At 62.5% G+C, this 23,893-nt stretch carries 21 protein-coding genes and 1 riboswitch; of the genes, 14 read left to right on the plus strand and 7 right to left on the minus strand.

Annotated features, from left to right (window positions below; all coding sequences use genetic code 11):
* Nucleotide 1: 1 nt before the first annotated feature.
* From J7E83_RS15465 to J7E83_RS15490, 6 genes are all read left to right on the plus strand, one after another.
* A complete protein-coding gene (locus tag J7E83_RS15465; RefSeq protein ID WP_214963845.1) occupies nucleotides 2–1,003 on the plus strand; it encodes a glycosyltransferase family 2 protein in 1,002 nt (333 codons plus the stop codon).
* Complete coding sequence (locus J7E83_RS15470) at nucleotides 1,000–2,298, plus strand: glycosyltransferase family 2 protein (RefSeq protein WP_214963849.1); 1,299 nt, start codon at nucleotides 1,000–1,002, stop codon at nucleotides 2,296–2,298. Before J7E83_RS15465 ends, J7E83_RS15470 begins: the two co-directional genes overlap by 4 nt.
* Before the next feature lie 468 nt (nucleotides 2,299–2,766).
* Entirely contained in the window at nucleotides 2,767–4,620 is a 1,854-nt protein-coding gene (locus J7E83_RS15475; protein ID WP_214963852.1) for a hypothetical protein, read from the plus strand.
* 55 nt (nucleotides 4,621–4,675) lie between these two features.
* Nucleotides 4,676–5,452: a glycoside hydrolase family 16 protein gene (locus tag J7E83_RS15480; RefSeq protein ID WP_214963855.1), complete on the plus strand. Its 777-nt coding sequence runs from the start codon at nucleotides 4,676–4,678 to the stop codon at nucleotides 5,450–5,452.
* Between the two features lie 56 nt (nucleotides 5,453–5,508).
* Nucleotides 5,509–7,410 (plus strand): hypothetical protein, encoded by a 1,902-nt coding sequence (locus J7E83_RS15485; protein ID WP_214963866.1) that lies wholly within the window; start codon nucleotides 5,509–5,511, stop codon nucleotides 7,408–7,410.
* Nucleotides 7,397–8,410: an aminoglycoside phosphotransferase family protein gene (locus tag J7E83_RS15490; RefSeq protein ID WP_214963868.1), complete on the plus strand. Its 1,014-nt coding sequence runs from the start codon at nucleotides 7,397–7,399 to the stop codon at nucleotides 8,408–8,410. The genes J7E83_RS15485 and J7E83_RS15490 overlap by 14 nt, the downstream gene beginning before the upstream one ends.
* On the opposite strand, the gene J7E83_RS15495 is transcribed toward J7E83_RS15490, so the two are convergent.
* From J7E83_RS15495 to J7E83_RS15505, 3 genes are all read right to left on the minus strand, one after another.
* On the minus strand, nucleotides 8,411–9,862 hold the full coding sequence (locus J7E83_RS15495) for a lipopolysaccharide biosynthesis protein (protein WP_214963871.1): 1,452 nt from the start codon (nucleotides 9,860–9,862) through the stop codon (nucleotides 8,411–8,413).
* On the minus strand, nucleotides 9,859–11,022 hold the full coding sequence (locus J7E83_RS15500) for a glycosyltransferase (protein WP_214963885.1): 1,164 nt from the start codon (nucleotides 11,020–11,022) through the stop codon (nucleotides 9,859–9,861). Before J7E83_RS15500 ends, J7E83_RS15495 begins: the two co-directional genes overlap by 4 nt.
* A gap of 192 nt (nucleotides 11,023–11,214) precedes the next feature.
* Entirely contained in the window at nucleotides 11,215–11,757 is a 543-nt protein-coding gene (locus tag J7E83_RS15505; RefSeq protein WP_214963888.1) for a family 16 glycosylhydrolase, read from the minus strand.
* On the opposite strand from J7E83_RS15505, the gene J7E83_RS15510 reads away from it, so the two are divergent.
* A complete protein-coding gene (locus tag J7E83_RS15510) occupies nucleotides 11,741–12,130 on the plus strand; it encodes a hypothetical protein (RefSeq protein ID WP_214963891.1) in 390 nt (129 codons plus the stop codon). The genes J7E83_RS15505 and J7E83_RS15510 overlap by 17 nt on opposite strands.
* 179 nt (nucleotides 12,131–12,309) lie before the next feature.
* Nucleotides 12,310–12,470, minus strand: a riboswitch (cyclic di-AMP (ydaO/yuaA leader).
* Between the two features lie 236 nt (nucleotides 12,471–12,706).
* On the opposite strand, the gene J7E83_RS15515 is transcribed toward J7E83_RS15510, so the two are convergent.
* The 3 genes from J7E83_RS15515 to J7E83_RS15525 form a co-directional block, all read right to left on the minus strand.
* On the minus strand, nucleotides 12,707–13,363 hold the full coding sequence (locus J7E83_RS15515) for an acetyltransferase (protein ID WP_214963894.1): 657 nt from the start codon (nucleotides 13,361–13,363) through the stop codon (nucleotides 12,707–12,709).
* Nucleotides 13,360–14,523 (minus strand): DegT/DnrJ/EryC1/StrS family aminotransferase, encoded by a 1,164-nt coding sequence (locus tag J7E83_RS15520; protein ID WP_311379701.1) that lies wholly within the window; start codon nucleotides 14,521–14,523, stop codon nucleotides 13,360–13,362. The genes J7E83_RS15515 and J7E83_RS15520 overlap by 4 nt, the downstream gene beginning before the upstream one ends.
* 175 nt (nucleotides 14,524–14,698) lie before the next feature.
* On the minus strand, nucleotides 14,699–17,392 hold the full coding sequence (locus J7E83_RS15525; RefSeq protein WP_214963897.1) for a LuxR family transcriptional regulator: 2,694 nt from the start codon (nucleotides 17,390–17,392) through the stop codon (nucleotides 14,699–14,701).
* A 487-nt stretch (nucleotides 17,393–17,879) separates the two neighbouring features.
* Between J7E83_RS15525 and J7E83_RS15530 the strand changes: the two genes are divergently transcribed.
* On the plus strand, nucleotides 17,880–19,310 hold the full coding sequence (locus J7E83_RS15530; protein WP_251043923.1) for an amino acid permease: 1,431 nt from the start codon (nucleotides 17,880–17,882) through the stop codon (nucleotides 19,308–19,310).
* A 72-nt stretch (nucleotides 19,311–19,382) separates the two neighbouring features.
* Here J7E83_RS15530 and J7E83_RS15535 read toward each other — a convergent pair whose 3' ends face one another.
* Nucleotides 19,383–20,036 carry a DUF1345 domain-containing protein gene (locus J7E83_RS15535; RefSeq protein WP_251043924.1) on the minus strand — a complete coding sequence of 218 codons (654 nt, stop codon included), beginning with the start codon at nucleotides 20,034–20,036 and terminating at the stop codon, nucleotides 19,383–19,385.
* Nucleotides 20,037–20,316: 280 nt separating this feature from the next.
* On the opposite strand from J7E83_RS15535, the gene rpsF reads away from it, so the two are divergent.
* From rpsF to J7E83_RS15565, 6 genes are all read left to right on the plus strand, one after another.
* Nucleotides 20,317–20,622, plus strand: coding sequence for a 30S ribosomal protein S6 (gene rpsF, locus J7E83_RS15540; RefSeq protein WP_050683795.1), 306 nt, complete (start codon nucleotides 20,317–20,319; stop codon nucleotides 20,620–20,622).
* A gap of 76 nt (nucleotides 20,623–20,698) precedes the next feature.
* The gene (locus tag J7E83_RS15545; protein WP_214963900.1) at nucleotides 20,699–21,277 is read left to right on the plus strand and encodes a single-stranded DNA-binding protein; all 579 of its coding nucleotides are present in this window, start codon (nucleotides 20,699–20,701) and stop codon (nucleotides 21,275–21,277) included.
* Between the two features lie 126 nt (nucleotides 21,278–21,403).
* On the plus strand, nucleotides 21,404–21,643 hold the full coding sequence (rpsR, locus tag J7E83_RS15550; RefSeq protein ID WP_003800144.1) for a 30S ribosomal protein S18: 240 nt from the start codon (nucleotides 21,404–21,406) through the stop codon (nucleotides 21,641–21,643).
* A gap of 17 nt (nucleotides 21,644–21,660) precedes the next feature.
* Complete coding sequence (gene rplI, locus J7E83_RS15555) at nucleotides 21,661–22,113, plus strand: 50S ribosomal protein L9 (RefSeq protein WP_214963903.1); 453 nt, start codon at nucleotides 21,661–21,663, stop codon at nucleotides 22,111–22,113.
* 135 nt (nucleotides 22,114–22,248) lie between these two features.
* Nucleotides 22,249–23,115 (plus strand): PhzF family phenazine biosynthesis protein, encoded by an 867-nt coding sequence (locus J7E83_RS15560; RefSeq protein ID WP_214963907.1) that lies wholly within the window; start codon nucleotides 22,249–22,251, stop codon nucleotides 23,113–23,115.
* 118 nt (nucleotides 23,116–23,233) lie between these two features.
* Nucleotides 23,234–23,860 (plus strand): FMN reductase, encoded by a 627-nt coding sequence (locus tag J7E83_RS15565; RefSeq protein ID WP_214963911.1) that lies wholly within the window; start codon nucleotides 23,234–23,236, stop codon nucleotides 23,858–23,860.
* Nucleotides 23,861–23,893 lie beyond the last annotated feature (33 nt).

Here is a 23,893-nt window from a genome sequence, read left to right on the forward strand (position 1 = left end):
CATGTCCACGTCTATTGAGCGTCCGACCACCTCCGTGGTCATATGCTGCTACACGATGGCCCGCTGGGAAATATTGCTGGATGTCATAGAATCCGTCCGCGCTCAGACGATGCCCCCGCAAGAGGTCATTGTTGTTGTCGACCACAATGAGGACCTGTATAAGCGTCTCGTAGCCGTTGTGGATGACGTCACGCTCGTGGAGAGTGCGGGTCCTCGGGGGCTCTCCGGTGCGCGCAACACGGGGGCGGGGATGGCCGACTCGGACATCGTCGCTTTCGTTGATGATGACGCCCAAGCGGCCCCCGACTGGCTCGAGCGGCTGGTCGTTTTCTATGACGATCCCGACGTATTGGCGGTGGGCGGCCGGGTTGAACCCGTCTGGGAATCCGGCCGTCCTGCCTACTTCGGCGAGGAGCTGGATTGGATTGTTGGCTGCAGCCACCGCGGCATGCCCAAGGTGGCCTCCGAGGTCCGAAACGTCATTGGCGCAAATATGTCATTCCGGCTTGAGGTTCTCCGGCAAGTCGGAGGCTTCAACCTCGATCTTGGCCGCCAGGGGACAAAACCCCTTGGCTGTGAAGAGACGGAGATCTGTATCCGTTCCACAATGGGCTCACCCGGGTCCCGCATCGTCTATGAACCGGCAGCTGTGGTGCGTCATCACGTGCCAGCCAACAGGGGAACAGTGCGCTACATGCTGGCGCGTTCCTGGTCGGAAGGGATATCCAAGGCCCAAGTCAGCGAAATCGTGGGGCACAAGCGCGCGTTGGGGCCGGAACGACGCTACGTACGCAGCATCCTGCCACGGGCTGTAGCGGCTGGAATCCACGACTGGAGCAGGGACGGAAACCTGGGCGGGCTCGGCCGTGCCGGTGCCATCATGGCGGTTCTGGCTTTCACTGCGGCCGGTTACCTGCGTGGCCGCCGGCTGAGCCATACTTCGCCGCATCCGCTGCCCAGCCGGGCTGCTCTCCCCGACGCCATGTGGAGGGAAGTCCAATGAGCGAGCCGGCAGGCGAGATGCTCCAGACTGAGGAGTACCTGACCCTGGAGCTGGTGCCCGCCATGCAGAGCCACGTCCGGCCGGACTGGTCCGGAGCCCGGTGGATCGGGACCGTCGACCTGGGGGCCCTCTCACAGCACACGCACCTAAGGCTGCAAAATCACACGGGATATGGGCGTGCGCGGTTGCTGGTCCGGGAGGGGGCCGCGGTCCGCGGTTTCGTCGATGTCGAAATCCCCGACGGCATCCTTGAACGTGGGGTGCTGGAGAGAGCTGTGGCTGCCCTTCCGGCAGTGGCGTCAACGTCCCATGGATTATCGACTCCATCTATCACTGTGATTATCTGCACGAGGGACCGGACTTCCCTCCTGCGCGAGGCTCTTGAGGCGATACTCGCTCTTGACTACCCGAATTTCGACATCCTTGTGATCGATAACGCGGCAACCACTTCGGAGACCTATGATTTGGTGGGCGAAGAGTTGCAGGACCACCGCCTAGCCTTGATCTCTGAGCCCGTTCCGGGGCTGTCACAGGCCCGCAATGCCGGCCTCCGCAATGCGCGGGGTGACATCGTTGCCTTCACCGACGACGACGTCATCGTGGACAACGCCTGGCTGCGGGAGATTGCGACGGGATTTGAGCGCGCTCCCCACGCGGCATGCGTGACAGGCCTGGTTCCGGCCGGCGAAGTGCGGTCCCGGGTCCAGGGATACTTCGACGACCGGGTCAGCTGGTCGGACTGCCTCGCGCCGAAGATCTACTCCCTCAGCGATCCTCCGGCCGATCTTCCCAAGTTTCCGTTCTGCCCCGGAGCCTTCGGAACGGGAGCCAATTTCGCCCTGGATCGCCGTGTTGCGATCAGTCTGGGCGGTTTCGATGTCGCACTGGGAGTCGGAACCCGCACCGGCGGCGGCGAAGATATTGACATGTTCACCCGCGTAATCCTCGAGGGGTACTCCCTAGTAGTCCAGCCCTCCGCGATCGTTTGGCATCGTCACCGCGATGGTCTGGATGAGTTGCGCGTCCAAGCGCGGAACTACGGCATTGGACTGGGGGCGTGGCTCACAAAAATCCTTTTGAACCCCCGCACGGCGCGGCTCGCGTTGGCGCGGACTCCGCGGGTCGTCTGGAAATTCCTGCAGGATGTCCGCGCATCGCGTCGGGCATCGGAAGGGCTTAACCGTACCGTTGACTCCTGGGATGAGCAACTTGCAAAGGTGTTGCGGCTTGAGGTCTTGTCGGTCGCCCGCGGACCGTTCAATTACCTGCTGGAACGCCGGTCCGGTGCGGGGTAGGACTCTTGTGAACAACCCGTGGGCTGTTCACAAGAACCACTCTGGACATTCACCCAAGCTGATCCAGGAGGTTGCGCCGTTATGGCTCTACTAATCCGAAGCGACGTTTCCTCGCTAGTGCCACACGTGCGCCCATCGAAAAGAAGGTTGCACTACGTCGAGGTGGTCCTCGCCATGTTCGGCGCGGCTGGCGCCATCCTCGTCCTCCTGGACGTCGGCGGGCTACCCTTCGCTGCCTTCAAGCTTGTGGTCTGCCTCACTATGCCAGGATGGGTCGCGCTATCCAGGCTACCCGTCGCCGATCCGGCGGCGCGGACGGTGTGGATGGTAGCGGCGAGTTCTTCGCTGTATGCCCTCTTGGCCGCCCTAATGGCCTGGACCGGGTTCTGGTATCCCCGCCCGGTTGTCGCTGCGGTCGTACTTGCCTCCTCGGCTTTCCTCGTCTTTACGCCTCGCAAGGAATATCCCGTGCCCCGGCTGCGCGCCCATGGCACGAGGGAAGGCCTCCGGCGGTATCGGATGAAGGCAATGATTCCTTGGCTGGTCCTGGCGGCGGCGGTTGCGATGTGGGTCTTCGGGCTGGCGACGACGAACTCCGAGGTGTTGAGTGACTTCGGCCTGCTGCGCGAGTTGCCCCCCGTGTGGTACGGCGCGGTGGGCATCGCCGTGGCTCTCTGCGCCTGGGGGGTTGTGGCCCGGAAGGGGCCTTCAAACTGGCTTATGAGCGCCTCGGTAACCAGCCTCGTGGTCATGCTCTATGCAACAGCCGGCCTGCTCGCGGACGCGCCCCGCTTCCCCTGGACCTACAAACACATCGCTGTCACCAACCTCATTGCCGCGACAGGCCACGTTGATCCCGCGATCGACATCTACAACCGCTGGCCAGGCTTCTTTTCACTGAGTGCCCTCCTTGGCGAAGCGATGGGATATCGCAACGCCATCGACTACGCCGCATGGGCGGAGACTGGGTTTGCCCTCGTCGACGCGGTACTGGTGCTCGCTATTGTGCGGACAATCTCCAGTAGGGCGCGCATCTATTGGACCGCGACGGTGGTGTTCACACTGTCGAATTGGGTGAACCAGAATTACTACGCCCCCCAGTCTTTTTCATACTCCCTGTACCTCGCCATGTGCCTGGTTGCCCTCACTTTTCTTAGGAACGCTCCGACCGGGTGGATGATCGCATTTGAAGGGCGCCTCCGAAAATCGCGTATGTTGCAGAAGCTAGGGAAACAGCGGCCAGCGGCGGCCTTGGCGGAACGGTGGGGACAGCGACCGACTTTTACACAAGGTCTGGCCGTCGCCGCCATTCTGGCTCTCCAGGTAGTGATTGTCGTAAGCCATCAACTCACCCCGTACATAGTTGTCCTGGGACTCTTTCCGCTGTTTCTCGCCGGTTACTTCAGGCCCCGTTGGGTTGGCCCTGCGCTTCTAATCATTGCCCTCTTGTATTTGGTTCCAAATGTTGAGTACATCCGCAGTAAATACGGTCTGTTCAGCGGATTCAATCTGTTCGCCAACACCGGCTATAAGCCACCAGAAACAGAATCCGTTGTCCTGGGCCAATGGGTCCTCACAGGGCAGACGCTTTCGCGCTTGGCTGTTGTGCTCACCCTTTTGACCGGGCTGCTGGCGGTCGCCGGATTCATCAGGCGCCTGCTTGGCGGCCAGGTGCGTACAACCTTGGTCATCGCCTGGCTGGCTTTCGCGCCAGTCCTCGGACTGTTCGCCCAGTCCTACGGCGGGGAGGCCCGCTTCCGGGTGTATCTGTTTGCGCTGCCTTGGCTCTCGATCGGTGTGGCCTGGTTGTTCTGGTCCGGCCCGGTGCGATCCCGCAAGGCAGCCATTGGAGCAGCTGCTGCTCTCATTGCAATGGCCATGTTGTTCACTGTGGTGCACTTCCAGCCGGAGGCGGATTATCGAGTTTCCAAGAACGACGTCCTCGCCAGCCAGTGGCTTGATGAGAACGTCGAAACAGGGGATATTGTTTTTGACTCAAAGTCCTTCTTTCCGCTGCTGATCGGCCCCAATTATCCCCACTATCTCAAATGGGGAAGTGTCGCTTCAATAACCGATTACCTGAAAGCTGTAAAGGGAGATATCAGCATGGGCAGCTTGCGAAAGTACGCTGATCACCTCCGCGGTGCAGAGAACAATTACATCGTCATGTCCGATGAGCAAAAGCGCCAGGCTATTGAAGAAAGCGGCATTGATGCTTACATGCTGCCAAAGCTTGAAAAGGTACTCGCGAAGGGAGCCGGCGTCGAGAATGTTTTCAACAACGGAACGGTCCGTATCTACAAGTTCACCCGAACGGGTTAGGAGCTCTCGCGCCCGAAAGTCCGCCACGGCCCTTGCGGCAATTGTCATTCTCACCATGGGGGCAGCCATGTTCTCGCTACTGACGAAGAGCAGTTCCGGAAGGGCCGGAGAAGCCTCGGAAATCCCTGAGGGCGATCTCCCTGGGTGGAGGCAGACGGGCTTCCAGGAATTTTCCCGATCGGCGGCGCTGGGCCAGGTGGGTGAGATCTACGGACGTGACATGCGAGGATATTCCGGATTCCCTGACTCCTCGGGCAGGGGAACCTACAGCCCTGACTCCGTCCTATCTGTAGATAACGGCAAACTTGACTACTTTCTCCATACAGAGGACGGCGTGCCGCGGGCTGCCAGTGTCATTCCTTTCGGATACGCGGGACAAGAATACGGCCGCTACTCCGTCAGGTTCAGGTATGACTCAATGCCCGGCTACAAGATTGCCTTTATGCTTTGGCCCGTCAACGACAGGTGGAACGACGGAGAAATCGACTGGCCGGAAGGCGGTCTGGACGGGCCTCTTTATGGTGGATCAGCCATAAAGGACTCCTTCGACAAGGACACCATGAAATTCGACCCGTCGGACCGCACCTTTTCCCCTGCTGGACCTGGTGATTGGCATGTGGCAACCACTGAATGGACACCCGGCAAAGTCAAATGGTTTTTTGACGGGGAACTTACGGATCAGACAACGATTCCAGAGGGAGTTCCAAACACTCCAATGCGGTGGACGCTGCAGGCGGAGACCTCCGATCGGGCCACCAGCACTTACCCTGACCCGGCAACCGCAGGACACCTGCAGATCGATTGGGCTGTGCAGTATGCATACGTACCGTAAACCCACCATGTGGCGGAGGCCTCCACAGCTCCGCCGGACTAAGAGGAGGATGCACGATGGGTACAGTCAGTGACCGCCGGTCCTATCAGGATAAATGGGAAGCTGGGCCCATGATCGACGCGCACCTTGCCAGTGCCCTGCAAATGCTTGACGGGACGGGGTTGCCCTGGTTGCTCTTACGTGGTGAAAACGATTTGGCCCGCCCCTCAGGAGACGTGGACCTCCTCGTTTCCAAGGAGCTGTTGCCCGAGCTGGATGAGCTTTTTGAGGGGGTGGGGTTTTGCCGTGTAGTTGCAGCAGGCCACGGCAGTCACCGCTTCTACTTCTGCTATTCCAGCGGTGGAGACTTCTGGCTCAAACTCGACATCGTGTCGGACATCACCTTCGGGCCTTATCAGCAATGGAGGACGTCACTCGCGCAGCGCTGCCTGCGGCATCGCGTGCGCGGGGGCATGTTGTGGCTCCCTGCTCCTGAGGATCAGGCGTGGCTGCAGCTTCTCCACCTGATGCTGGACAAAGGGGAAATTGCCCCTCCCAGAATTGATATCGCCCGAAACGCGGTCTACGCCGCGAGCGTTGACGACTCCATCGCGCACTTTGTGGACCGCCGGATGGGACCGGGAACGGCCTCGCAGCTGCTCAACATGATCCGGTCGGAGAGATTTGAAGAGGTCCCGGCCATGGCAGCCCGGATGAGGGCCGGCTGGGCAGGAACCTCGGCATCACCGTGGTTGCTTGCCATAAGGAACAGGTGCCTTCGATTGCCAGGCCCCCGGCTGCGGGGACGTGGGCCAGTGGTGGGTGTAATGGCTCCTGATGGAGCCGGCAAGACAACTTTGCTCCATGGCCTCAGTGCAGCATTCCCGCTGCCCATCAAGTATGTGTACATGGGCATGTGGGGCGTTGGTCCTTGGGATTCCCTCATCCGAAAGATTCCCGGGGGCCGTTCCGCCAAGAAGGTCTTCCGCGCCATCCGAGGAGGATTGGCCGCCAGATATCACAGGCTAAGAGGCCGCCTGGTGCTCATGGACCGTGTCGCCTACGATGTCCTCCTTAGTGGCTCAGCTGATGCCGGCATGGCAGGCAAAGTGACCGATGCTGTCGCCCTGCGGATGGGGCCGAAACCGGATGTGCTGCTGGTGCTCGATGCGCCTGGTGAGGTGATGTTTGCGAGGAAGGGCGAACATTCCGTTGAGATCCTGGAGAGCTGGAGGCAGTCCTACCTTCGGCTGGCCGATCGGCTGCCTGGAGCCCATGTTCTTAACGCTGACCGGTCCCAGGACCTTGTCCGGAGGCACGCGGCCGGGATCGTGTGGGGCAGCATCACACCCGGCGGCCGCGAATCCAAAGACGGGGACGGCGTTAGCTCTGCGGCCTTGCCTTTGAATCTATGGACGTTACTTGACTGGCGCTTCCTGCTGCCCGTCCTCGAGCCCCGAAGCGTGGGCTATGGCGGCAAGATCAGTGGGGACCTGAAGTCTGCACTGCACATGCTGGATCCTCGGGCTACCCTCATACGGTCTGGCAACAACGGCACCTCCGGCAATTTCTTCGACGTCGTTCTTCTCTCGGCACCTGATCTCCGTCTCTTCGAGGCGGCGGCCGCCACCGTGGAGCCAGGAGGGTGGATGTGCGCCAGAGTTCGGCGCTCGTTGCTAAACCGCTCTGGTCCGCGCACCCTGAAAGGTTGGCAGCGAACTTTTTCACGGAATGGCTTCACCGACGTTGGAGTTGACTGGCACGTGCCGAGCCTGGAGCGTCCCACCCGCATCGTGCCCGTGGCGTCAGCGATCGCGATCAGCGACACACTGTCACTTCACAAGGATGTCCGGTTCGGGAAGGCCAAGGCCATCGCGGGTCACCTTGCGCTGGCTCTGCGTCTGGTCGATCTGGCCGTTCCGGAAGGGACTGTCACGGGGCGCCGCCCCCAGGGAGGGGAGTCCCATGAGGTTCATTGACAGCTTCCTCACGGAGCACCGCCGGGAACTTGAGCTGGATAGGTACGGCATTGGCAGGCAATGGCATACAGTCCTGCTCACCCCGAGATTCGTCACATCCAGGCACGTCGTGGCACTGGTTTTCGCGGCCGGAGCCCGCGAACCCAGCCTCGTGGTTAAAGTGCCACGCCAGCCAGGCGACAATGACGGCGTTCGGCATGAAGCCGAAGTCTTAGAGCAGCTCAAGGCTGGAGGCATGGGGTCTTCGCACGGAGTCCCCGAGGTAGCGGGCGTGCTCGACGTCGGCGCCCACACCGTCCTCGTGGAAACCGCGGTGACAGGTGCTCCGTTGGACCCCAGACTGGCTGCTGCTGACTTGTCCGTTGCCGTCCGGGCAGGTACTCATTTTGTGGGCGCCCTGCCTTGCACGAGATCCGCTCCTGTTAACGCAGATTGGTACGAGCGGACCGTCACCGGTCCGCTGCAGGCCCTTATCGGTTTAGTGGGGACCGAAACTGAGATCAGCTGGCTGGTCGAACGTACACACGAGAAATTGGCGCCGCTGCGTTCCGCCCAACTGCCAGCCGTCGTCGAACACGGCGACCTGAGCCACCCAAATCTCTTTCTGCAAAGCACCGGGAGGCTGCAGGTGGTTGACTGGGAACGCTCCCGCACGGATGGCCTTCCAGGACACGACTTGGTGTTTTATCTGCAATATCTGAGCGAATCAAATGAGCGGGCCTTCTCCCGCGTGAACCAGCTAGCCGCCTTCGAGAAGGCATTTGGATCAGGCGGCTGGGCTTTGGCGCCTCTTCGTAAACACTTGGAACTGAGAGGCGTGGATAGTGGCCTGCTTCCCTTGCTCGTCACAGCAACGTGGGCCCGGTCGGCAGCTACGCTGGCATACCGGCTGGCGGGGCAGGCGGCGGCAGGGGGCGGAACGGGCCAGGTACGTACGGCCGTTGCCTCCGACCGGGATTTTTGGCTTTGGCGCCACGTGGTGGACGGTCAGCCGGTATAGTCACCGCCGCCGAGCGAAATGCAGAAGCTCATCGTGCAACGATGAAAACCCGAGGCGCAGGATCCCATAGACCAGGGCTATTGCCGTAACCACAACCAAGCCCATAGTCATCACGCCGCCCAATTGCGGAAGTGCCAAGGTGCCCAGCCCGGCTACAGCTACGGCAGCCCCGCACACCAGGCCCGGCACGACAGCCCGCCACAGGCGGCGTGACCGGATCCGTATCACCCTGGCAGCCACCGCTTGCATGCCGCATGCAAAAAGCACTGCCACAACCAGCTGTGCGCAAGCGACGCCGATAATGCCCCACTGGGTGGCGAAGAGCAGGGCCGGGACAAGGATGACGAGCCGGACGACAGAAATTCCGATGGAAAGTCCTGGCCGCCCAAGCGCCTTATATACGTCGTTGGCGCCGGCCCCCAGGGAACGGGCTGCCGCGTACAGCGCCAGGAAAACCAGCGGCAGCACGGCATCCGCCCACTTTTCTCCGAAAAGCAGGGGAATGAGGATGGGCGCCAGTACGGCCAGCCCGACGCCGGCGGTGACGCCGTAGAGGGACTGGATCTGGACGCTTTTCAGGTAGCCGTCCCTGAGCCGCTCCGGATCGCTGCGGACTTGGGCGTAGAGGGGGAACAGGACTGTGGAGAGCACAAAGAAGATGTTGAGGATCAGCGTCTCGGGAAGACGGAAAGCCAAGGTATAGAAGCCCAGGGCCTGCGCCCCCAGCAAGAGGCCGATAATCAGGTAGTCGACGTCGAATATCAGCCTGGCCAGCAAGCTGCTGCCGGCAACTGGAGCGCCGTACTTCATGTTATCCCGCAACGCGTCCTTGCCCACCCTCCATATCTGCCAAGGTGCACGTTCCCGGACAAGGAACCAGCAGGTGGCGGCATACGCTACTGACCCAGCAGCAGTGCCCACAGCCAGGGACCATGCGCCGTGGCCGCCAAACGCGAGCAGGAGGGTCACCGTGCCCATCGTGGTGGCGCGAATTATAGGAGCCGCCGTCAGCTGCTTGAACAGCAGGTCACGTCGCAGCAGGGCTTCAGGGACCGCGCCGCATGAGGTGGCAAGCACCGAAAGTCCCAGCACCTGGACCAGGGGTGCCACGTCGGGAAGGTCGAAGAGCCCGGCAATCAGCGGGGCTGCCAGGACGGCGGCCGAGGCCAGGGCCAAGCCCAGCAGCACAGAGATGAGGAGTGCAGACCGGGCAATAATCCCGGTGCGGGGCAAATATACCAGCGCCTGCGCCACACCGGCATCGGCAATGGTCTCTGCGTAGGCCATCAGTACCAGCGCCAACGCCACCAAGCCATACTCCTGGGGAGACAGGAGCCGCGCGAGCACGATGGTCGTGGCCAGGACGATCAACTTGCCGGAAGCGAAGGCCAATCCCTGCCATGCGGCTCCCCGGACTCCGGTCCGGGCCAGTTCTCCGGCTGCGTACGTCATCCCGTTGAGCTTCCTGCCGGAAGACCGACGCTGGAGCGGATGGCGGTGCGAACCTCATCGAGGTAGTCGTCTGTGACCATCTTCCATGTCCGGATGGGGGCGTCCTCCGGTGCAGCCAGCTGGCGCCCGGGTCCGGACAGGCAGGTCGCTATTAGCTCGACAAACTTTTCAGCGTCCTCTTCGACGGCCAGCAGGGGGTGGGCATCCTGTTCCCGGGCCGCCACAGGCGTGGCTACTACTGGAAGGCCTGCGGCCAGTGCTTCACGCACAGAGTTCCTGATGCCCACCCCGTGTTCATCGGGAAAGACGGCCACGTCCGCCGCGTGGAAGACATCGACGACGGACGGAACGTTTGCCAAGACCTCCACAAGGGGACCTGCCAGTGCCAGAACTGAAGGATCGGGACGGCGTCCGGCGATGACAAACCGGGCGTTGGGAACTCGTTGCCACAACAATGGGGCGATCTTGCCTATCAGGATCTTCACGCTGTCGATGTTTGGGCCGTAGTTCAGGCTCCCCACAAAGCAGAGCACCGGACCGTTGCGTCCGGTGCCGGAGGGTAGGGACTGCTCCGCACCGTTGGGAATGTTCCTGACCGGCCGTCCCAGGCGTTCTGACCACGCCAGGGCGTCCTGGGCACCCACGGTCAGGAGCCGCGCCCGTGACGGCAGCCCAAGTTCGGCACGCAAGGCCTGGCGTTCCCGGGCCCGGTACGCGAACCGCAACCACCGTGCAATATTGGTATCCATCGCGGCCCGAATGGACCACGGGTCCACTGTCTGCAGAACCAGGGGTCCACGGAGGTGGCGGGCGAGAAACAGCGCGTGCGGCCCGTGTATCAGGGTGGCGTCATTTTGGGCGGAAAGCCTCGCTGCCGTGGAGATGGCTTTGGAAGTGGACCGCTCGTGCTTTCCCTGCCCATTCAAGCCAAAGAAGGAACGCAGCATGGCCCAGGGACGTCTCCGGGTGGCCATGACGTGGACTGATGCACAGCGTTCGCGGAGTTCGTCGGGCAGTCTTACCGGACCTGAGAACGTGAGCAGTGTCAGCTCGACGTCAGCTGGAAGATTCCGCAGTACCTCGAAAGGAATCATTGAGCTCCCGTCGCCGAGCACCGGATCCCGGTTGGGCACACTTTCTGTGATGTACAGAAGCTTCATTGCATGAGTTTACTTGACCGCGCTGCTCATTCACCCTCCGGCAGCGCAAGCAATAGGCCCTGCTTCCGCCGCCCACACAAGCAGTCAAAACCGTAAGGCAAAAGGACGACGGCTTGTCCGCCGTCGTCCTTTTGCACTGCGGTCCTGCTGTGGAAGTACCGGTCCCATGCAGGCCCTGCGTTGCGACGCTATTTACTGCCAGGCACGAACGTAATCGACCTGGACCTGCGACGCGGTGCCATACGCTGCCGGGCTGCTTCCAGAGGCCCCGACGTTAAGGACCAGGTATTGGGGTGCGTTGCCGTCGTCAGTGGCGTAGGACTTAACCTTCACACCGTCGAAATACACGTCGGCCGACGTGGCCTTCCTGTCCAGCCCGAAGGTGTGGAAGCTGTTGCCCCAATCCCCCGCGACGGTTCCCTGGTTGTGTGAGCCGGAACTTGAGTGGTAGTTCACAGTCATCTTCCCGCTAAGGACCTCAGCGATGTCGTTCTCACCGTTTGCGGGCCATGACTGGCCGGTTGTCCAAAACGCAGGCCAGTTGTAGAGGTTCGTGCCGTCCCCCGGGAATTTGATGCGCGCCTCGACATAGCCAGTGGTGAACTGGTAGCCGGTTGATGCGCCGCCGTTCGGATTCGTTGAAATCAGCGAGCCGGACGTTGACGAGCTGAGGTTGAGGACGAGGTTGCCACCCGAAACAGAGACGTTGGCCGGGCTGGTGGTTACCTTGTTCATCGTCCCGCAGGTGGGAGAGAACCAGCAGTTTGACCACTTGGCACCGTCCAGCGCTGTGCCGTTGAATTCATCATCGAACTTCAGTGACCATGTCCCGGGAACTCCCGTTGGCACTGGGGTCGATGTGCTTGCCAAGGGTGCGGAGGTGGCCGTGGCGGTAGTTGTCGGCGCTGGTGCTGTGGTCGTGGCAGTTGGAGCTGGTGTGGGGGTCGTCGTGGCGGTGGCGGTCGGTGCTGGTGCCGCGGTCGTCGTGGCCGTGGGGTCCGCCGTTGGGGTTGGTGTAGCCGTCGCTATCGGAGCGCTGTCCTTGTTCTGGCCGGGGGCCTGGTCAGATTTGCCCGACGTGCTCGAAGCGAGGCTCAGGTCGGTTTGACTGGAGGCCTGGCCGAACGCCATGATCCCCATCGAGGCAGCCACCAAAGCGGCTGTCAGCGTCAGGTTGAGTGGCCGGATTGCCCTTTTTAGAAGTGACCGTGACTGGGTCGGGGGAGTGGATTTTTTGGCGTCGTGGCGTGCTTTAGCGCACGACTGATCCTGGGATGCAGACATGGATTATTACCTCTCAACGCCTGCGGAGTTAGCTGTCGGGTTCGGATGAGGCCATCCGGCCGCGCACGCTAAGCGTTGCGGCTTCACCCCTAGGGCTGGCTTAATGCCATGCCCTGAGACTCTGGGTCCCCCGTCTCTGCCGAAATTTTAGGTGGGTTCCGGGAAGCGGCAGAGCTCGGCGTCAACCTGGATTGGGCCCCGAACGGTGGGCCCAGTGCAAGACCGTACAGCAGACCATCAGGAAAGTCACATTAAGATAACGTAATGAACGACACGCGCGCGTCGTCTTGCATTGGCAATGTCGCGCTCACCTGCGGTTTTGCTCCAGGCAGAAAATTTGCCCTATGTGAGCGGTAACGAAATGACACCTGTCACTCGATTTGGGGCCCGGCTGTACATTTTAGTGCCCGGCCCGCCAATGCTGCCCATCGTCAATCGAGTGCGCCGGGACGCCCACCCAGGTCTCACCGTCGGGCACGTTGCTGAGTACTGCGGCACCCATGCCGACGGTAGCGTAGGCCCCCACCGACGTCCGTTCCCGGACGCTGGAGTTCATCCCGAGGTAGGCCGCACGCCCGATCCGCACTCCGCCGCCGAGCGAGACGCCGGCAGCAAATGTGGCGAAGTCCGCCACGTCGTCGTCGTGCGTGAACGTCACCGAGGGCATCGCCACAACGTGGGATCCAAGGGTGACGGAGGCGGTCAGTGTGACGTTCCGCAGCAGGATGCTGCCGCGGCCGATCCTGCACCCCTCAGGGGGCTGTACGGAGGGTTCCACCGCCGTCCCGTAGCGGGCCTCGTTCAGGCCCATGGCTGTGAGGCGCTCCACCACTGCTTCCCTGGACCTGCCGGAGCCGATGCATACGAGCACAAACGCGTGCGTGTACTTGGGGGCGTCGTCGATGGTCCCCAGGACGGGCGCGCCGTCCACTGTGACGCCAGCCATCTCCTTGTCGTCATCGAGCAGGCCAACGACGTCGTACTGGCCGCTGCTGCGCACCATCGCCAGGACCTCGCGGGCCAGCCCGCTGGCCGAGATGAGGATGAGCTCACTCACGTCCGCGCACCGGCCGCCGCACGGATGCAGCTCATGATCCGCTCGATTCCGGCGTCGTCCAGTTCGTGGAAGACCGGGAGTATCAGGGTCCTGTCGGTCAACCGCTCTGTGTTCTGCAGCCCCGCATTGCCAGTATCGCGCCAGCGGTACGCGGGCTGCCGGTGGGCGGCCATCATGCCGCGTCGGGCGGAAATCCCGGCTTCCGCCAGCCGTGCCAGCAGCCCCTCACGGTCGGTGGGGAACGCAGGCAGGACTTCGAGCCAGAAGGACTGGAAGTTGGTGGTGCCATAGGGAGGATCGGCAACAAACCGCAGGCCCCTAATGCCGTGGAGTCCGGCGACGTACTGTGCCGCTATCTCGCGCCGCCTCTCCACTACCTGCGCGAGCCGGCCCAGCTGCACAATCCCGACGGCGGCCTGCAAATCTGTCATCCGGTAGTCGAAGCCAATCTCGAGGTAGACCTCCGGCGGCGCCAGCACCGAACCGGGCCTGTCGGGGGCCGAAATGCTCATGGAGTGCTCGCGGAGCGTCCGTGCCCGGGCCGCCCAGTCGGCGCGCTGCGTCGTCAGCATTCCGCCTTCACCGGTAGTGAGGATCTTGCGCGGGTGAAACGACCACACCGTCACGTCCGCCCCTGTGCCCACGGGCGTGCCCCTGTACTGGGAGCCGACGGCGCATGCAGCGTCCTCGATGACGGTGATCTCGTGCCGGTCGCACAGCTCCCGAATGGGGGCCATGTCAACCGGGACGCCGCCCTGGTCAACCACAATCACGGCCCGGGTATCAAGCGTCAGCGCGGCCCGGATAGTCTCTACGGTCACATTGCCCGTGGCCGGGTCCACGTCGCAGAAAACCGGCCGTGCACCCACATAGGTCACTGTATTCGCGGTGGCTATGAAGGAAAGGGAAGGGACGACGACGTCGTCCCCGGCTCCGATGCCGGCCACCACCAGCGCGAGGTGCAGCGCAGTGGTGCAGCTGGAAGTCGCGACGGCGTGACGCGCCGCCTGCGCGGCCCTGAAGTCCAGTTCAAACTTCTGGACCTTGGGCCCCTGGGACACCCAGCCAGAGGCAACCACCTCCGCCAGGGCGTGTGCCTCCTCCTCACCGAGCCAGGGTTTCATGACATTGATGCGCGCAAGGACTGTTTCCGCAGTCACCGGGCACCCGCTTTCCTTGTCGTGGCGATTTCAGCAGATCGCGGACCATGTGCTTTGACCGTGATGCAAAAATAGTCCGGCGCAGGCCGGTTTGGCTGGGAAAAGAAGAACCCCTGTGGGTGTGCGAAAGGAACAGTGTGGAAACTGCGGATATCTGCAATCGCGTGGAATTGACCTAGAGCACGGGGAGGACGTAAGGCTCCCGTACGGCGGTTTCCTTACCCGCTGCGAGGGCCGTCAGCTGGGCGCGGGATTCCACTCCCAGCTTGCGGTAGATCGCAGTGAGGCGGACTTCCACGGTCCGGACAGAGACGTAAAGACTCGCTGCGATTTCCTTGTTCCGCATTCCCCGGGCCACCATCTTCGCCAGCGCCCGTTCGTGGTCCGCGAGCATCAGCATGGCAGGATTGTCGGTGGCACGGACTGGTTCCACCCGCTCGTCGAGCAACAGGGAGTCGACGTGCTGGGTCCAGGCGTCCGCTCCTGCTTCGTCAAACATCACTTTTGCGCGAAGCAGTCCGTCCCGGGCGTCCCGCAGGCGGCCGAAGGCACTGAGCCGCTCCGCGTAGCAGAGCAGGGTCCGGGCCCGTTCGAGCAAGGAATCGTGGGTGTTCCGGCCCCCCAGTGCCTGGCTGAAAAGGTGCAGTGACTGCTCCCCGTCGGCAAGCATGGCCCGGCTCCTGGCCACGGCCATCATGAGCCAGGGGGACCGCAGCCCCACCGCGCGGCTTTCCAGGTGGAAGAGCGCCTGAGTGGCTTCCCTATGCCGCCCCAGCCTGACCAGGACTTCCACGAGGTCCGCCTCGCAGCGCAGCAACGTCGGGTTACTGAAGGCCATGCCGATTTCCGCAGCCCGTGACAATTGCGCGAATGACTCGGCGAGGTCGCCCCGCATGAGGGCGAAATGTCCCTGGCACGCAGCCAGCTGGGCCGTGATGGCAGGATGGCTTTCCGCACCGGAGAAATGATGTGCGTCCGCCACGTAAACCCGCGCCAGTTCCCTGTCCCCAAGTGCGTTGGCTCGCCAGACCCGGAAGATATGCCGCATACCGCGGTGGTATTTCGTTTCGGGCTCAGACAGTTCCAAGTCTTCGATCAGGCGCACTGCCGTCCGAACGTTACCGGCGCGGATCTCGTTGTCTACTGCAAGGAAGTCTGCGGTTTCCCGCCAGTTGACGGTGCTCGCGTCTACCGAGTTCCGGACCCTTGCAAAGGCCTCTTGGGCGGCCACATGGTGTTCCGCATAGCTCAGTGCACGGCCCTGAACCAGAAGGGTGGCTACCGTTTCGCCCCCGCCGGAATCGTACTTGCGGCTGACGTGTTCCGTGTTCCCTTTGATTGCCTCGATCAGAAGCTTGGCATGCCCGGCGACGGCCAGGGAGTTGGGGGCGGCGAAGTCTTGAAAATGTTCGGCTTGTCGCAGGAGACCGAGTGCGTCCTCCAGTTCCCAACGTTCCGCGTAATAGAGCGCACCAAGTGTCAGCAGACTGGCGGCGTACGCCGGGTCGTGCTGGCCGAATTCCTTGACGAGGCGGACCACCATGCTTGAGCGCACCGCGGCCCCTTGGATAAATTGGATCTCGAAGGCAAGGCCGGTCAGGCGAAGGATCAGTGCGGGGTTGCGTGTCACCCGCTGGGCCCAGGTCAGGTAGCGCTTGGCGTAAACAAACTCACCCCTGTTGAACAGCAGCTCGGCCACGGTGGCGAGGCGGGCGGCAGTTTCTGCTTCCCAAGGGTTGATGGTGAGGGCACGTTCGATGTATTCGACGGCGAAAGCGATTTCCCCGCTGCGGATGAGGTCAACAGCGAACCCGAGCAGCCCGAATGGCGTCTGCCGCTCCAGCGCGGTAAAGCTCAAGTGCCACCGGCGGGCGTAGGGATCCGTGGGGTCGGCTGCTCCTGCCATGGCACGGTGGTTCGCGGTCCGCACCGCCGGTGTCATGGCGGCAAAGACGTAACCCCGGAGGAGCTGGTCCTGGATCCGTAGGTGCGGGCCGGTCCTGCTGACCATGCCGGTGGCCAGGAGCTCATCGATCCCGGGCCACAGTTGGCTGTACACCTTCTCCAACGTCGTGATGTCGCTCCGGCAGGACAGCGAAAGGAGGTCCAGGACTCGCCGCGCGTCCTGGGTCAGCCCTCCGACGGTCGCGGCGAATTCGGATTCGAAGCTGCCCTTGCAGGGCAACGGCACGGGCAGGGCGTATTTCCCTTCGGCCTGCCGCTCAAGCAGGCAGGTGTAAAGTTCGACGGCGGCGAGCGGGTTGCCTTGGGTTGCGGCGGCAACCGCATGGACCGCCGCCGTGGTGGTCTGCGGTGCCGGGATCGACTCAAGCATCCGGACAGTGTCGTTGTAGCTCAGGGGCCTCAGTTGAAGGGTCGGCAGGCTGGCGAACGGGCTGTCAGGGGTTTCTTCGCCCATGCTGATGAACAGCGCCATGTCGGTTCCGGACAGACGGCGCGCCAGGAACCCGATCACCGCCTGGCTGCTGGGATCCAGCTGGTCACCGTCATCGATGACGATGACGGTGCGGGAGGACGAGCGCTGGTGCAGCCCATTAAGAAGCATGGTGGAGGCCATGGGAACATCCATGGTGCCTGTGTAATCGCGGAGCAACTCGTCCGCGAAGCGGTTGAGTACGGGATCATCGATTCCGTTCAGGAGCGCTGTGAGGCCGGAGAGCGGCCAGTCGGACTCTGATGCGCTTGCGCGTAGGAAGACAGTCCGGTCACCGGTAAGCCTCGGGATCTCGGACAGCAGCGCGGACTTTCCCACACCCCGCCGTCCAACAACCGTCAGTGCTGACTCCTTGGGGCCCCGGATCACGGAAAGGATCCGGTCCAGCTCCTTGCTTCGGCCTATTAACGACATGTGGTCCCCATCCATTGAAGAAGGAGACCCGTAGCTCTTTGTCCTGTCGGTATTGCCCGTCGCAATATGATGACAAGCGGACCAACTCCTGTCCGCTTGTCGCGTCCAGCACGGTACCCAGCCGTTGCTTGCCAATATAACCCTGATCCAGAGTCCGCGCCAGAGAACTTCGTCGGCCCGAGTACTCATAATGCCGGTCCAAGTACTCGTATTTCGGGCGCGTTTCCAAATTGCCTATGAAGCATCAGCTGATTCACACTGGTGTTTTGCCTTGTGGAAGCATCCGATTTAGGCCTTACTCTTCTGTATCAGTGCACATTCACCCTCGGGCCGGGCGCGTCTAGGGTGGGAGAAACGTGTGATCCACCCCACGGCTGGACCGGCACGATCGGCTTCGGTTCCGGGGATCCGCAGCGCCTCAACCAGGCTCCCGATTTTTTAGCATTCATACAGAATCTTTCTGCAACAAAATAAGGACGGCGCAGGCATGCAAACTGACCAGCAATTATCCAAGTCCCTCAAGCCGAGGCACCTTTCCATGATTGCCATCGCCGGCGTTATCGGTGCAGGCCTTTTTGTTGGTTCCGGCGCAGCCATCCAGCAGGCCGGCCCTGGCATCCTGCTGGCCTACATGGCTGCCGGGATCGTGGTGATCCTGGTGATGCGGATGCTGGGAGAGATGGCGGCGGCGAATCCGGAGACCGGATCATTCTCCACATACGCGGACCAGGCCCTGGGCCGGTGGGCAGGCTTCAGCATCGGCTGGCTCTACGCCTGGTTCTGGATCATCGTCCTGGGCATCGAGGCAACAGCAGGTGCGGCCATCATGCACCGCTGGGTGCCAGGGATCGACCAGTGGGTGTGGGCCCTGATCCTCATGGTGCTGCTGACCCTCACCAACCTTGGTTCGGTGAAATCCTACGGCGAGTTCGAGTTCTGGTTCGCCTCGATCAAGGTTGCGGCGATCGTGCTGTTCCTGCTCTTCGGTGTCGCGGCCATCCTGGGACTGGTTCCGGGTGTCCAGGCACCGGGCCTGAGTAACCTGACCGAGAACGGGGGGTTCCTGCCCAACGGGCCGGGAGCTGTCCTGGCAGGCATCCTGGTAGTGGTTTTCTCCTTCTTCGGCGCGGAAATCGCCACCATTGCCGCCGGTGAATCCGAGAATCCAGTGGATGCCGTCAAGAAAGCCGTGAAGTCCACCGTCTGGCGCATCCTGGTGTTCTACATCGGCTCCATCGCGATTGTTGTCACGCTGTTGCCCTGGAACTCCGCGAATGTGGCCAAGAGCCCGTATGTCGCGGTTATCGAACTGTTCGGGATCCCCGGTGCAGGCACCATCATGGACATTGTGGTGCTCACGTCCGTGCTGTCCTGCCTGAACTCGGGGCTCTACACGGCCAGCCGCATGCTCTTCTCACTCTCCAAGCGGGGCGACGCACCCAAGGCGTGGACCAGGATTTCGCGGCGCGGAGTTCCTGCTGCCGCTGTCTTAGCATCCACTGTTGTTGGCTTCGTGACGGTGGGACTGAACTACATCGCGCCGGACACGGTCTTCCTCTTCCTCGTCAACACTTCCGGCGCCATCGCCCTGTTCGTCTGGCTGGTGATCGCAGGTTCCCAGCTCATCCTGCGCAAGCGCATGGGGGCGGCGGCAAAGGACCTGGCCTTGAAGATGTGGCTGTTTCCGTACCTGACGTGGGTATCGATTGTCAGCATCGTGGCGCTGCTCATCGGCATGGTCATCCTCGAGTCCACCCGCGAATCGCTCGTATTGTCGCTGGCGCTGGCCGCTGTGGTGGTGGGCATCGGTGTCTGGCGGTACCGCAAGGGCGGCGAGGCTGTTGTCCCCGCCGATCTCCGCCAGGGTGACACCGCTGAAGGTGAAGATGCAGTCATAGGCGCCGGCCCGGCGTCGTAATCCTTCTAGGCCGCCTGCAGATGTCCCTCCCAGGTCACCTGCAGGCGGCCGGAGTGCGGCGGGCCGGCAGGCTCAGGCCGCGAGACCGAGTACGAGGTTGATCGTGGCAGCCAGGATCACGGTCCCGAACAGGTAGGACAGCAGGCTGTGCTTGAGGGCTTCGCGCCGGATGCGCGGGTTTTCAAGGTTGGTGTCCGACACCTGGTATGTCATGCCGATGCTTGTTGCCAGGTATGCGAAGTCCGTGTACTGCGGGGACTCGTCCTGGTTGAAGCTGACCCCGCCCACGTTCTCTCCGCCGTAGTAATGCTCCGCATAGCGGAGCGTGAACAGGGTCTGCACGAGCATCCAGGACAACGCCACGCTCGCGAGCACCAAAGCGGCGCCGCCTAGCCTGGTGCCGCCATCACCTTGACGTGAGTCCATAACCACGACGGCGACGGCCGCCAACGAGGCAGCGTTCGCCACCAGGATGAGCAGGTCGGTGGTGGCGCGCGAAGGGTCCTCCGTGGTGGCATGCGACTTGGTTTCGGCGGGGTCCATACCGCCGATCACCACCCACACCCACGCCACGTAGACCAGGGCTGCAGTGGCCCAGCCTGCCGCGGGTGCCTGCAGCCAACGCCCCGTCCCGCCCATGGCCGCCGCTGCTGCCAGTCCCGCGACGATCATGGCCACGAATCTCAGCCGGCTGCGGCGCACCCTTGGCGGCGTGGTTTCAGTCATGCTCTGAACTCTAACGGCGGGACACACCGCCGGTGGTAGGCACCCCCTTCACGCCAGGCGGGTTTTCCACATAGCCGCACCGGCGCTGTCCGGACTGCTGCCGGCCCCTTAGCCTTGAGTCAAGCGCGAATCGCCTTTACCGGCACAAATGCACTAAGATATTGAAGTCTGTGCTGCGTCCTGCCTCCGTTCCGGTGGCGGGGCATTGCATCGCACCGCAAATGAACCTCCTGTTACGGAAATGCCGTAACCGCTTAGCCCAAAGGAGGTGGGTTCACATATGCGTCCTTACGAATTGATGGTAATCATCGACCCCGAGGTCGAAGAGCGTACCGTTGAGCCGTCGCTTCAGAAGTTCCTGAATGTCATCACCAACGATGGTGGAACCATCGAAAAGGTTGACATCTGGGGCCGTCGCCGACTGGCCTACGACATCAAGAAGAAGTCCGAAGGTATCTACGCCGTGGTGAACTTCACCGCCAAGCCGGACACCGCCAAAGAACTTGACCGCCAGCTGTCTCTTAACGAGACCATCATGCGCACCAAGATCACCCGCCCCGAAGAGCAGAAGGTCGTTGCTGAGTAATTTCAGCTCCAATTTTCATTCTTTACCCCGCAGGAACGAACTCTCTTCAACCCAGGATCGAACAAGGAGGCAGTAGATGGCAGGCGAAACCACCATTACGGTCATCGGTAATCTCACCAATGACCCGGAGTTGCGGTTCACACCGTCAGGTTCGGCAGTAGCGAACTTCACCATCGCTTCCACCCCACGCACGTTTGACCGCCAGTCCAATGAGTGGAAGGACGGGGAAACCCTGTTCCTCCGCGCATCTGTCTGGCGTGAAGCGGCCGAGAACGTGGCCGAGTCCCTCACCAAGGGCATGCGCGTGATCGTCTCCGGCCGTCTGAAGAGCCGCTCCTACGAAACAAAAGAAGGCGAAAAGCGCACCGTTATCGAGCTCGAAGTCGATGAAATCGGCCCGAGCCTTCGCTACGCCAACGCCAAGGTCAACCGCACCCAGCGCTCCGGCGCCCAGGGTGGCCAAGGTGGCTTCGGCGGCGGTAACAGCGGCGGTGGCTTCGGAGGCGGTAACTCTGGTGCAAACCAGGGCGGCAACTCCGGTGGAAACTGGGGCGGCGGCAACCAGCCCGCAGCGCAGGAAGACCCCTGGGCAACGCCCGGAGTCTCCAATGCGGGCGGCTGGGGCAACGGCCCCGATTCCGAACCTCCCTTCTAACAACCAATTAAGGCCCGACGCCGGGACCACCCTGGTTGCCGCAAGGCACCTCAGGGACTGCCGCTGTCGGACTACCACCATCCCGTGGATCAATATCCACGGGCTCCCTAGAATAGGAGCTCCACGATGGCTAAGGCTGAACTCCGTAAGCCCAAACCAAAGTCCAACCCCTTGAAGGCCGCTGACATCACTGTCATCGACTACAAGGACGTAGCATTGCTGCGCAAGTTCATCTCCGACCGCGGAAAGATCCGCGCCCGTCGCGTCACAGGCGTCACGGTGCAGGAACAGCGCAAGATCGCACAGGCAATCAAGAACGCCCGCGAAGTTGCTCTGCTGCCTTACTCCGGCGCTGGCCGCGGCTAAGGAAGGGATTAACTAACATGGCAAAGCTCATTCTGACCCACGAAGTAACCGGTCTCGGTGCTGCTGGCGACGTTGTCGAGGTCAAGGACGGTTACGCACGTAACTACCTGCTGCCCCGCAACTTCGCCCTGACCTGGTCGAAGGGCGGCGAGAAGCAGGTTGAGTCCATCAAAGCTGCCCGTGCTGCCCGCGAGCACGCTTCCCTGGAAGATGCTCAGAAGCAGGCCGCTGCACTCTCCGCCAAGCCGGTCAAGCTCGTTGTCAAGGCTGGCGAGACCGGACGCCTGTTCGGCACCGTCAAGCAGGGCGATGTAGCCGACGCTGTTGAGGCCGCTGGCCTTGGCAGCATCGACAAGCGCAAGATCGAACTGCCGGCACACATCAAGTCGGTTGGTTCCTACCAGGCCAACGTCCGTCTGCACGACGACGTTGCCGCTGTGATCGAACTCGACGTAGTCGCAGGCAAGTAGCGCCTCCGGCCTTTGGCCGCGGAGCGCTATGCAGTCCTGAACTGCTGAAGGCCCCCGCTTTCGGATCCTCCGGGAACCGAAAGCGGGGGCCTTCGCTGTTGTCAGCAGGCCGGCAGGCGGTGATAGCCTGCAGCGGTGACTCAGAGCGCAACCCCTGCCAGCCGTCGTCGTCCGTTCGCCCAGGTGGACGTGTTCACCACCGAACCGTACCGCGGGAACCCGCTTGCTGTGGTGGTCGAGGCTGAAGGGCTGACCACCGAGCAGATGCAGCAATTCGCCAACTGGACCAACCTTTCGGAAACGACGTTCCTGCTGCCGCCCACCCATCCGGATGCCGATTACCGGGTGCGGATCTTCACGTGCCGGGAGGAATTCCCGTTCGCCGGGCACCCCACCCTCGGCTCCGCACATGCGTGGCTTGAAGCCGGTGGAGTGCCCAAACAGGAGGGCGTGCTGGTCCAGGAGTGTGGCGCCGGACTGGTCCGCGTCAAGCACGACGGCGGCACGCTGGCTTTCGCTGCTCCGCCCCTCACGCGCTCGGGGCCCGTGGACGATACAGACCTTGCCAGGATCGCAGCGGGGCTCCGTCTGCCCCCTACAGCGCTCCTGGACGCCTCCTGGCTGGTCAACGGCCCCGACTGGATCGGCGTGCTCCTTGAATCCGCGGAGCAGGTCCTGGCCATCACGCCCGATTACCCAGCACTGGAAGGACTGAAGATAGGTGTTATCGGACCGCATGCAGCAGGCGCCGGCGAAGATTTCGAAGTTCGGACCTTCATCCCGGGTGACGCTGCCGCCGAAGACCCCGTGACGGGCAGTTTCAACGCCGGTGCCGCGGAGTGGCTGATCGGGACGGGCCGCGCACCGGCGTCCTACACTGCAGCACAGGGGACGGTGCTGGGGCGTGCGGGCAGAGTCACTGTGGAGGCGGTCGATGGCGACATCTGGGTGGGGGGAAACTCCATCACCTGCATCAGTGGAAACGTGGCGCTCCATGGGTAAGGTAGCTGCGATTGATCCCACATCTGACCCCTGGGAATAAACACCGAAGACCCGCGGTTAGCCAGATACATGCATACACATGTATTGTAGTTTTCGAGCCGAACCTCAGGAGCACACCGTGGAAACCCGCCGCATCACCGTCCTTTCAGCCGGCCTGGGCGTCCCCTCGTCGAGCAGGCTGCTTGCCGACCAGCTCGCAGCCTCCGCGGAACGGGTGCTCAGTGCAGCCGGATACCACGTGGACGTGGACGTTGTAGAGCTCAGGGACCTTGCCGTGGACATCGCCAACAACTTCGTCACTGGCTACGCCGGACCGCGCCTTTCCGAGGTCATCGCGGCGGTGGAGGCCTCCGACGGCCTTATCGCCGTGAGCCCCGTGTTCAGCGCGTCCTACAGCGGCTTGTTCAAATCCTTCATCGACGTCCTGGACCCGAAGTCGCTGGAGGGGAAAGCCGTGCTGCTGGGAGCGACAGGCGGCACTGACCGGCACCAGATGGTGCTGGACTACGCCATGCGCCCGCTCTTTGGCTACCTGCGGACGCGGATGACTCCGACCGGCGTCTTTGCCGGCCCCCAGGACTGGGGAAACGCGGACGACGGCGGCTCCCCGCTTTCGGTGCGGATCGACCGCGCCGCGGGTGAGTTCGCCCTGCTGCTCCAGGGAAGCCAGCCGCGCCGGGAGCCGGCAGCGCCTGAATCCCTGCCGTTTGAGCAGCTGTTGGCCGGGATCTCGGGCAGCCGCTGAGAAGGCCCGGCCCACGAACGGACGCGGGTGGTC

The sequence above is a fragment of the Arthrobacter sp. ISL-48 genome (genome assembly GCF_018613805.1).
Classification (GTDB): domain Bacteria; phylum Actinomycetota; class Actinomycetes; order Actinomycetales; family Micrococcaceae; genus Arthrobacter.

Coding starts and splice junctions, on each gene's coding strand:
- J7E83_RS15470 (WP_214963849.1), top strand. CDS start 1,000: ATGAGCGAGCCGGCAGGCGAGATGCTCCAGACTGAGGAGTACCTGACC.
- rplI (WP_214963903.1), top strand. CDS start 21,661: ATGGCAAAGCTCATTCTGACCCACGAAGTAACCGGTCTCGGTGCTGCT.
- J7E83_RS15485 (WP_214963866.1), top strand. CDS start 5,509: ATGGGTACAGTCAGTGACCGCCGGTCCTATCAGGATAAATGGGAAGCT.
- J7E83_RS15500 (WP_214963885.1), bottom strand. CDS start 11,022: ATGAAGCTTCTGTACATCACAGAAAGTGTGCCCAACCGGGATCCGGTG.
- J7E83_RS15490 (WP_214963868.1), top strand. CDS start 7,397: ATGAGGTTCATTGACAGCTTCCTCACGGAGCACCGCCGGGAACTTGAG.
- J7E83_RS15495 (WP_214963871.1), bottom strand. CDS start 9,862: ATGACGTACGCAGCCGGAGAACTGGCCCGGACCGGAGTCCGGGGAGCC.
- rpsF (WP_050683795.1), top strand. CDS start 20,317: ATGCGTCCTTACGAATTGATGGTAATCATCGACCCCGAGGTCGAAGAG.
- J7E83_RS15535 (WP_251043924.1), bottom strand. CDS start 20,036: ATGACTGAAACCACGCCGCCAAGGGTGCGCCGCAGCCGGCTGAGATTC.
- J7E83_RS15530 (WP_251043923.1), top strand. CDS start 17,880: ATGCAAACTGACCAGCAATTATCCAAGTCCCTCAAGCCGAGGCACCTT.
- J7E83_RS15525 (WP_214963897.1), bottom strand. CDS start 17,392: ATGTCGTTAATAGGCCGAAGCAAGGAGCTGGACCGGATCCTTTCCGTG.
- J7E83_RS15465 (WP_214963845.1), top strand. CDS start 2: ATGTCCACGTCTATTGAGCGTCCGACCACCTCCGTGGTCATATGCTGC.
- J7E83_RS15545 (WP_214963900.1), top strand. CDS start 20,699: ATGGCAGGCGAAACCACCATTACGGTCATCGGTAATCTCACCAATGAC.
- rpsR (WP_003800144.1), top strand. CDS start 21,404: ATGGCTAAGGCTGAACTCCGTAAGCCCAAACCAAAGTCCAACCCCTTG.
- J7E83_RS15480 (WP_214963855.1), top strand. CDS start 4,676: ATGGGGGCAGCCATGTTCTCGCTACTGACGAAGAGCAGTTCCGGAAGG.
- J7E83_RS15505 (WP_214963888.1), bottom strand. CDS start 11,757: ATGAACAAGGTAACCACCAGCCCGGCCAACGTCTCTGTTTCGGGTGGC.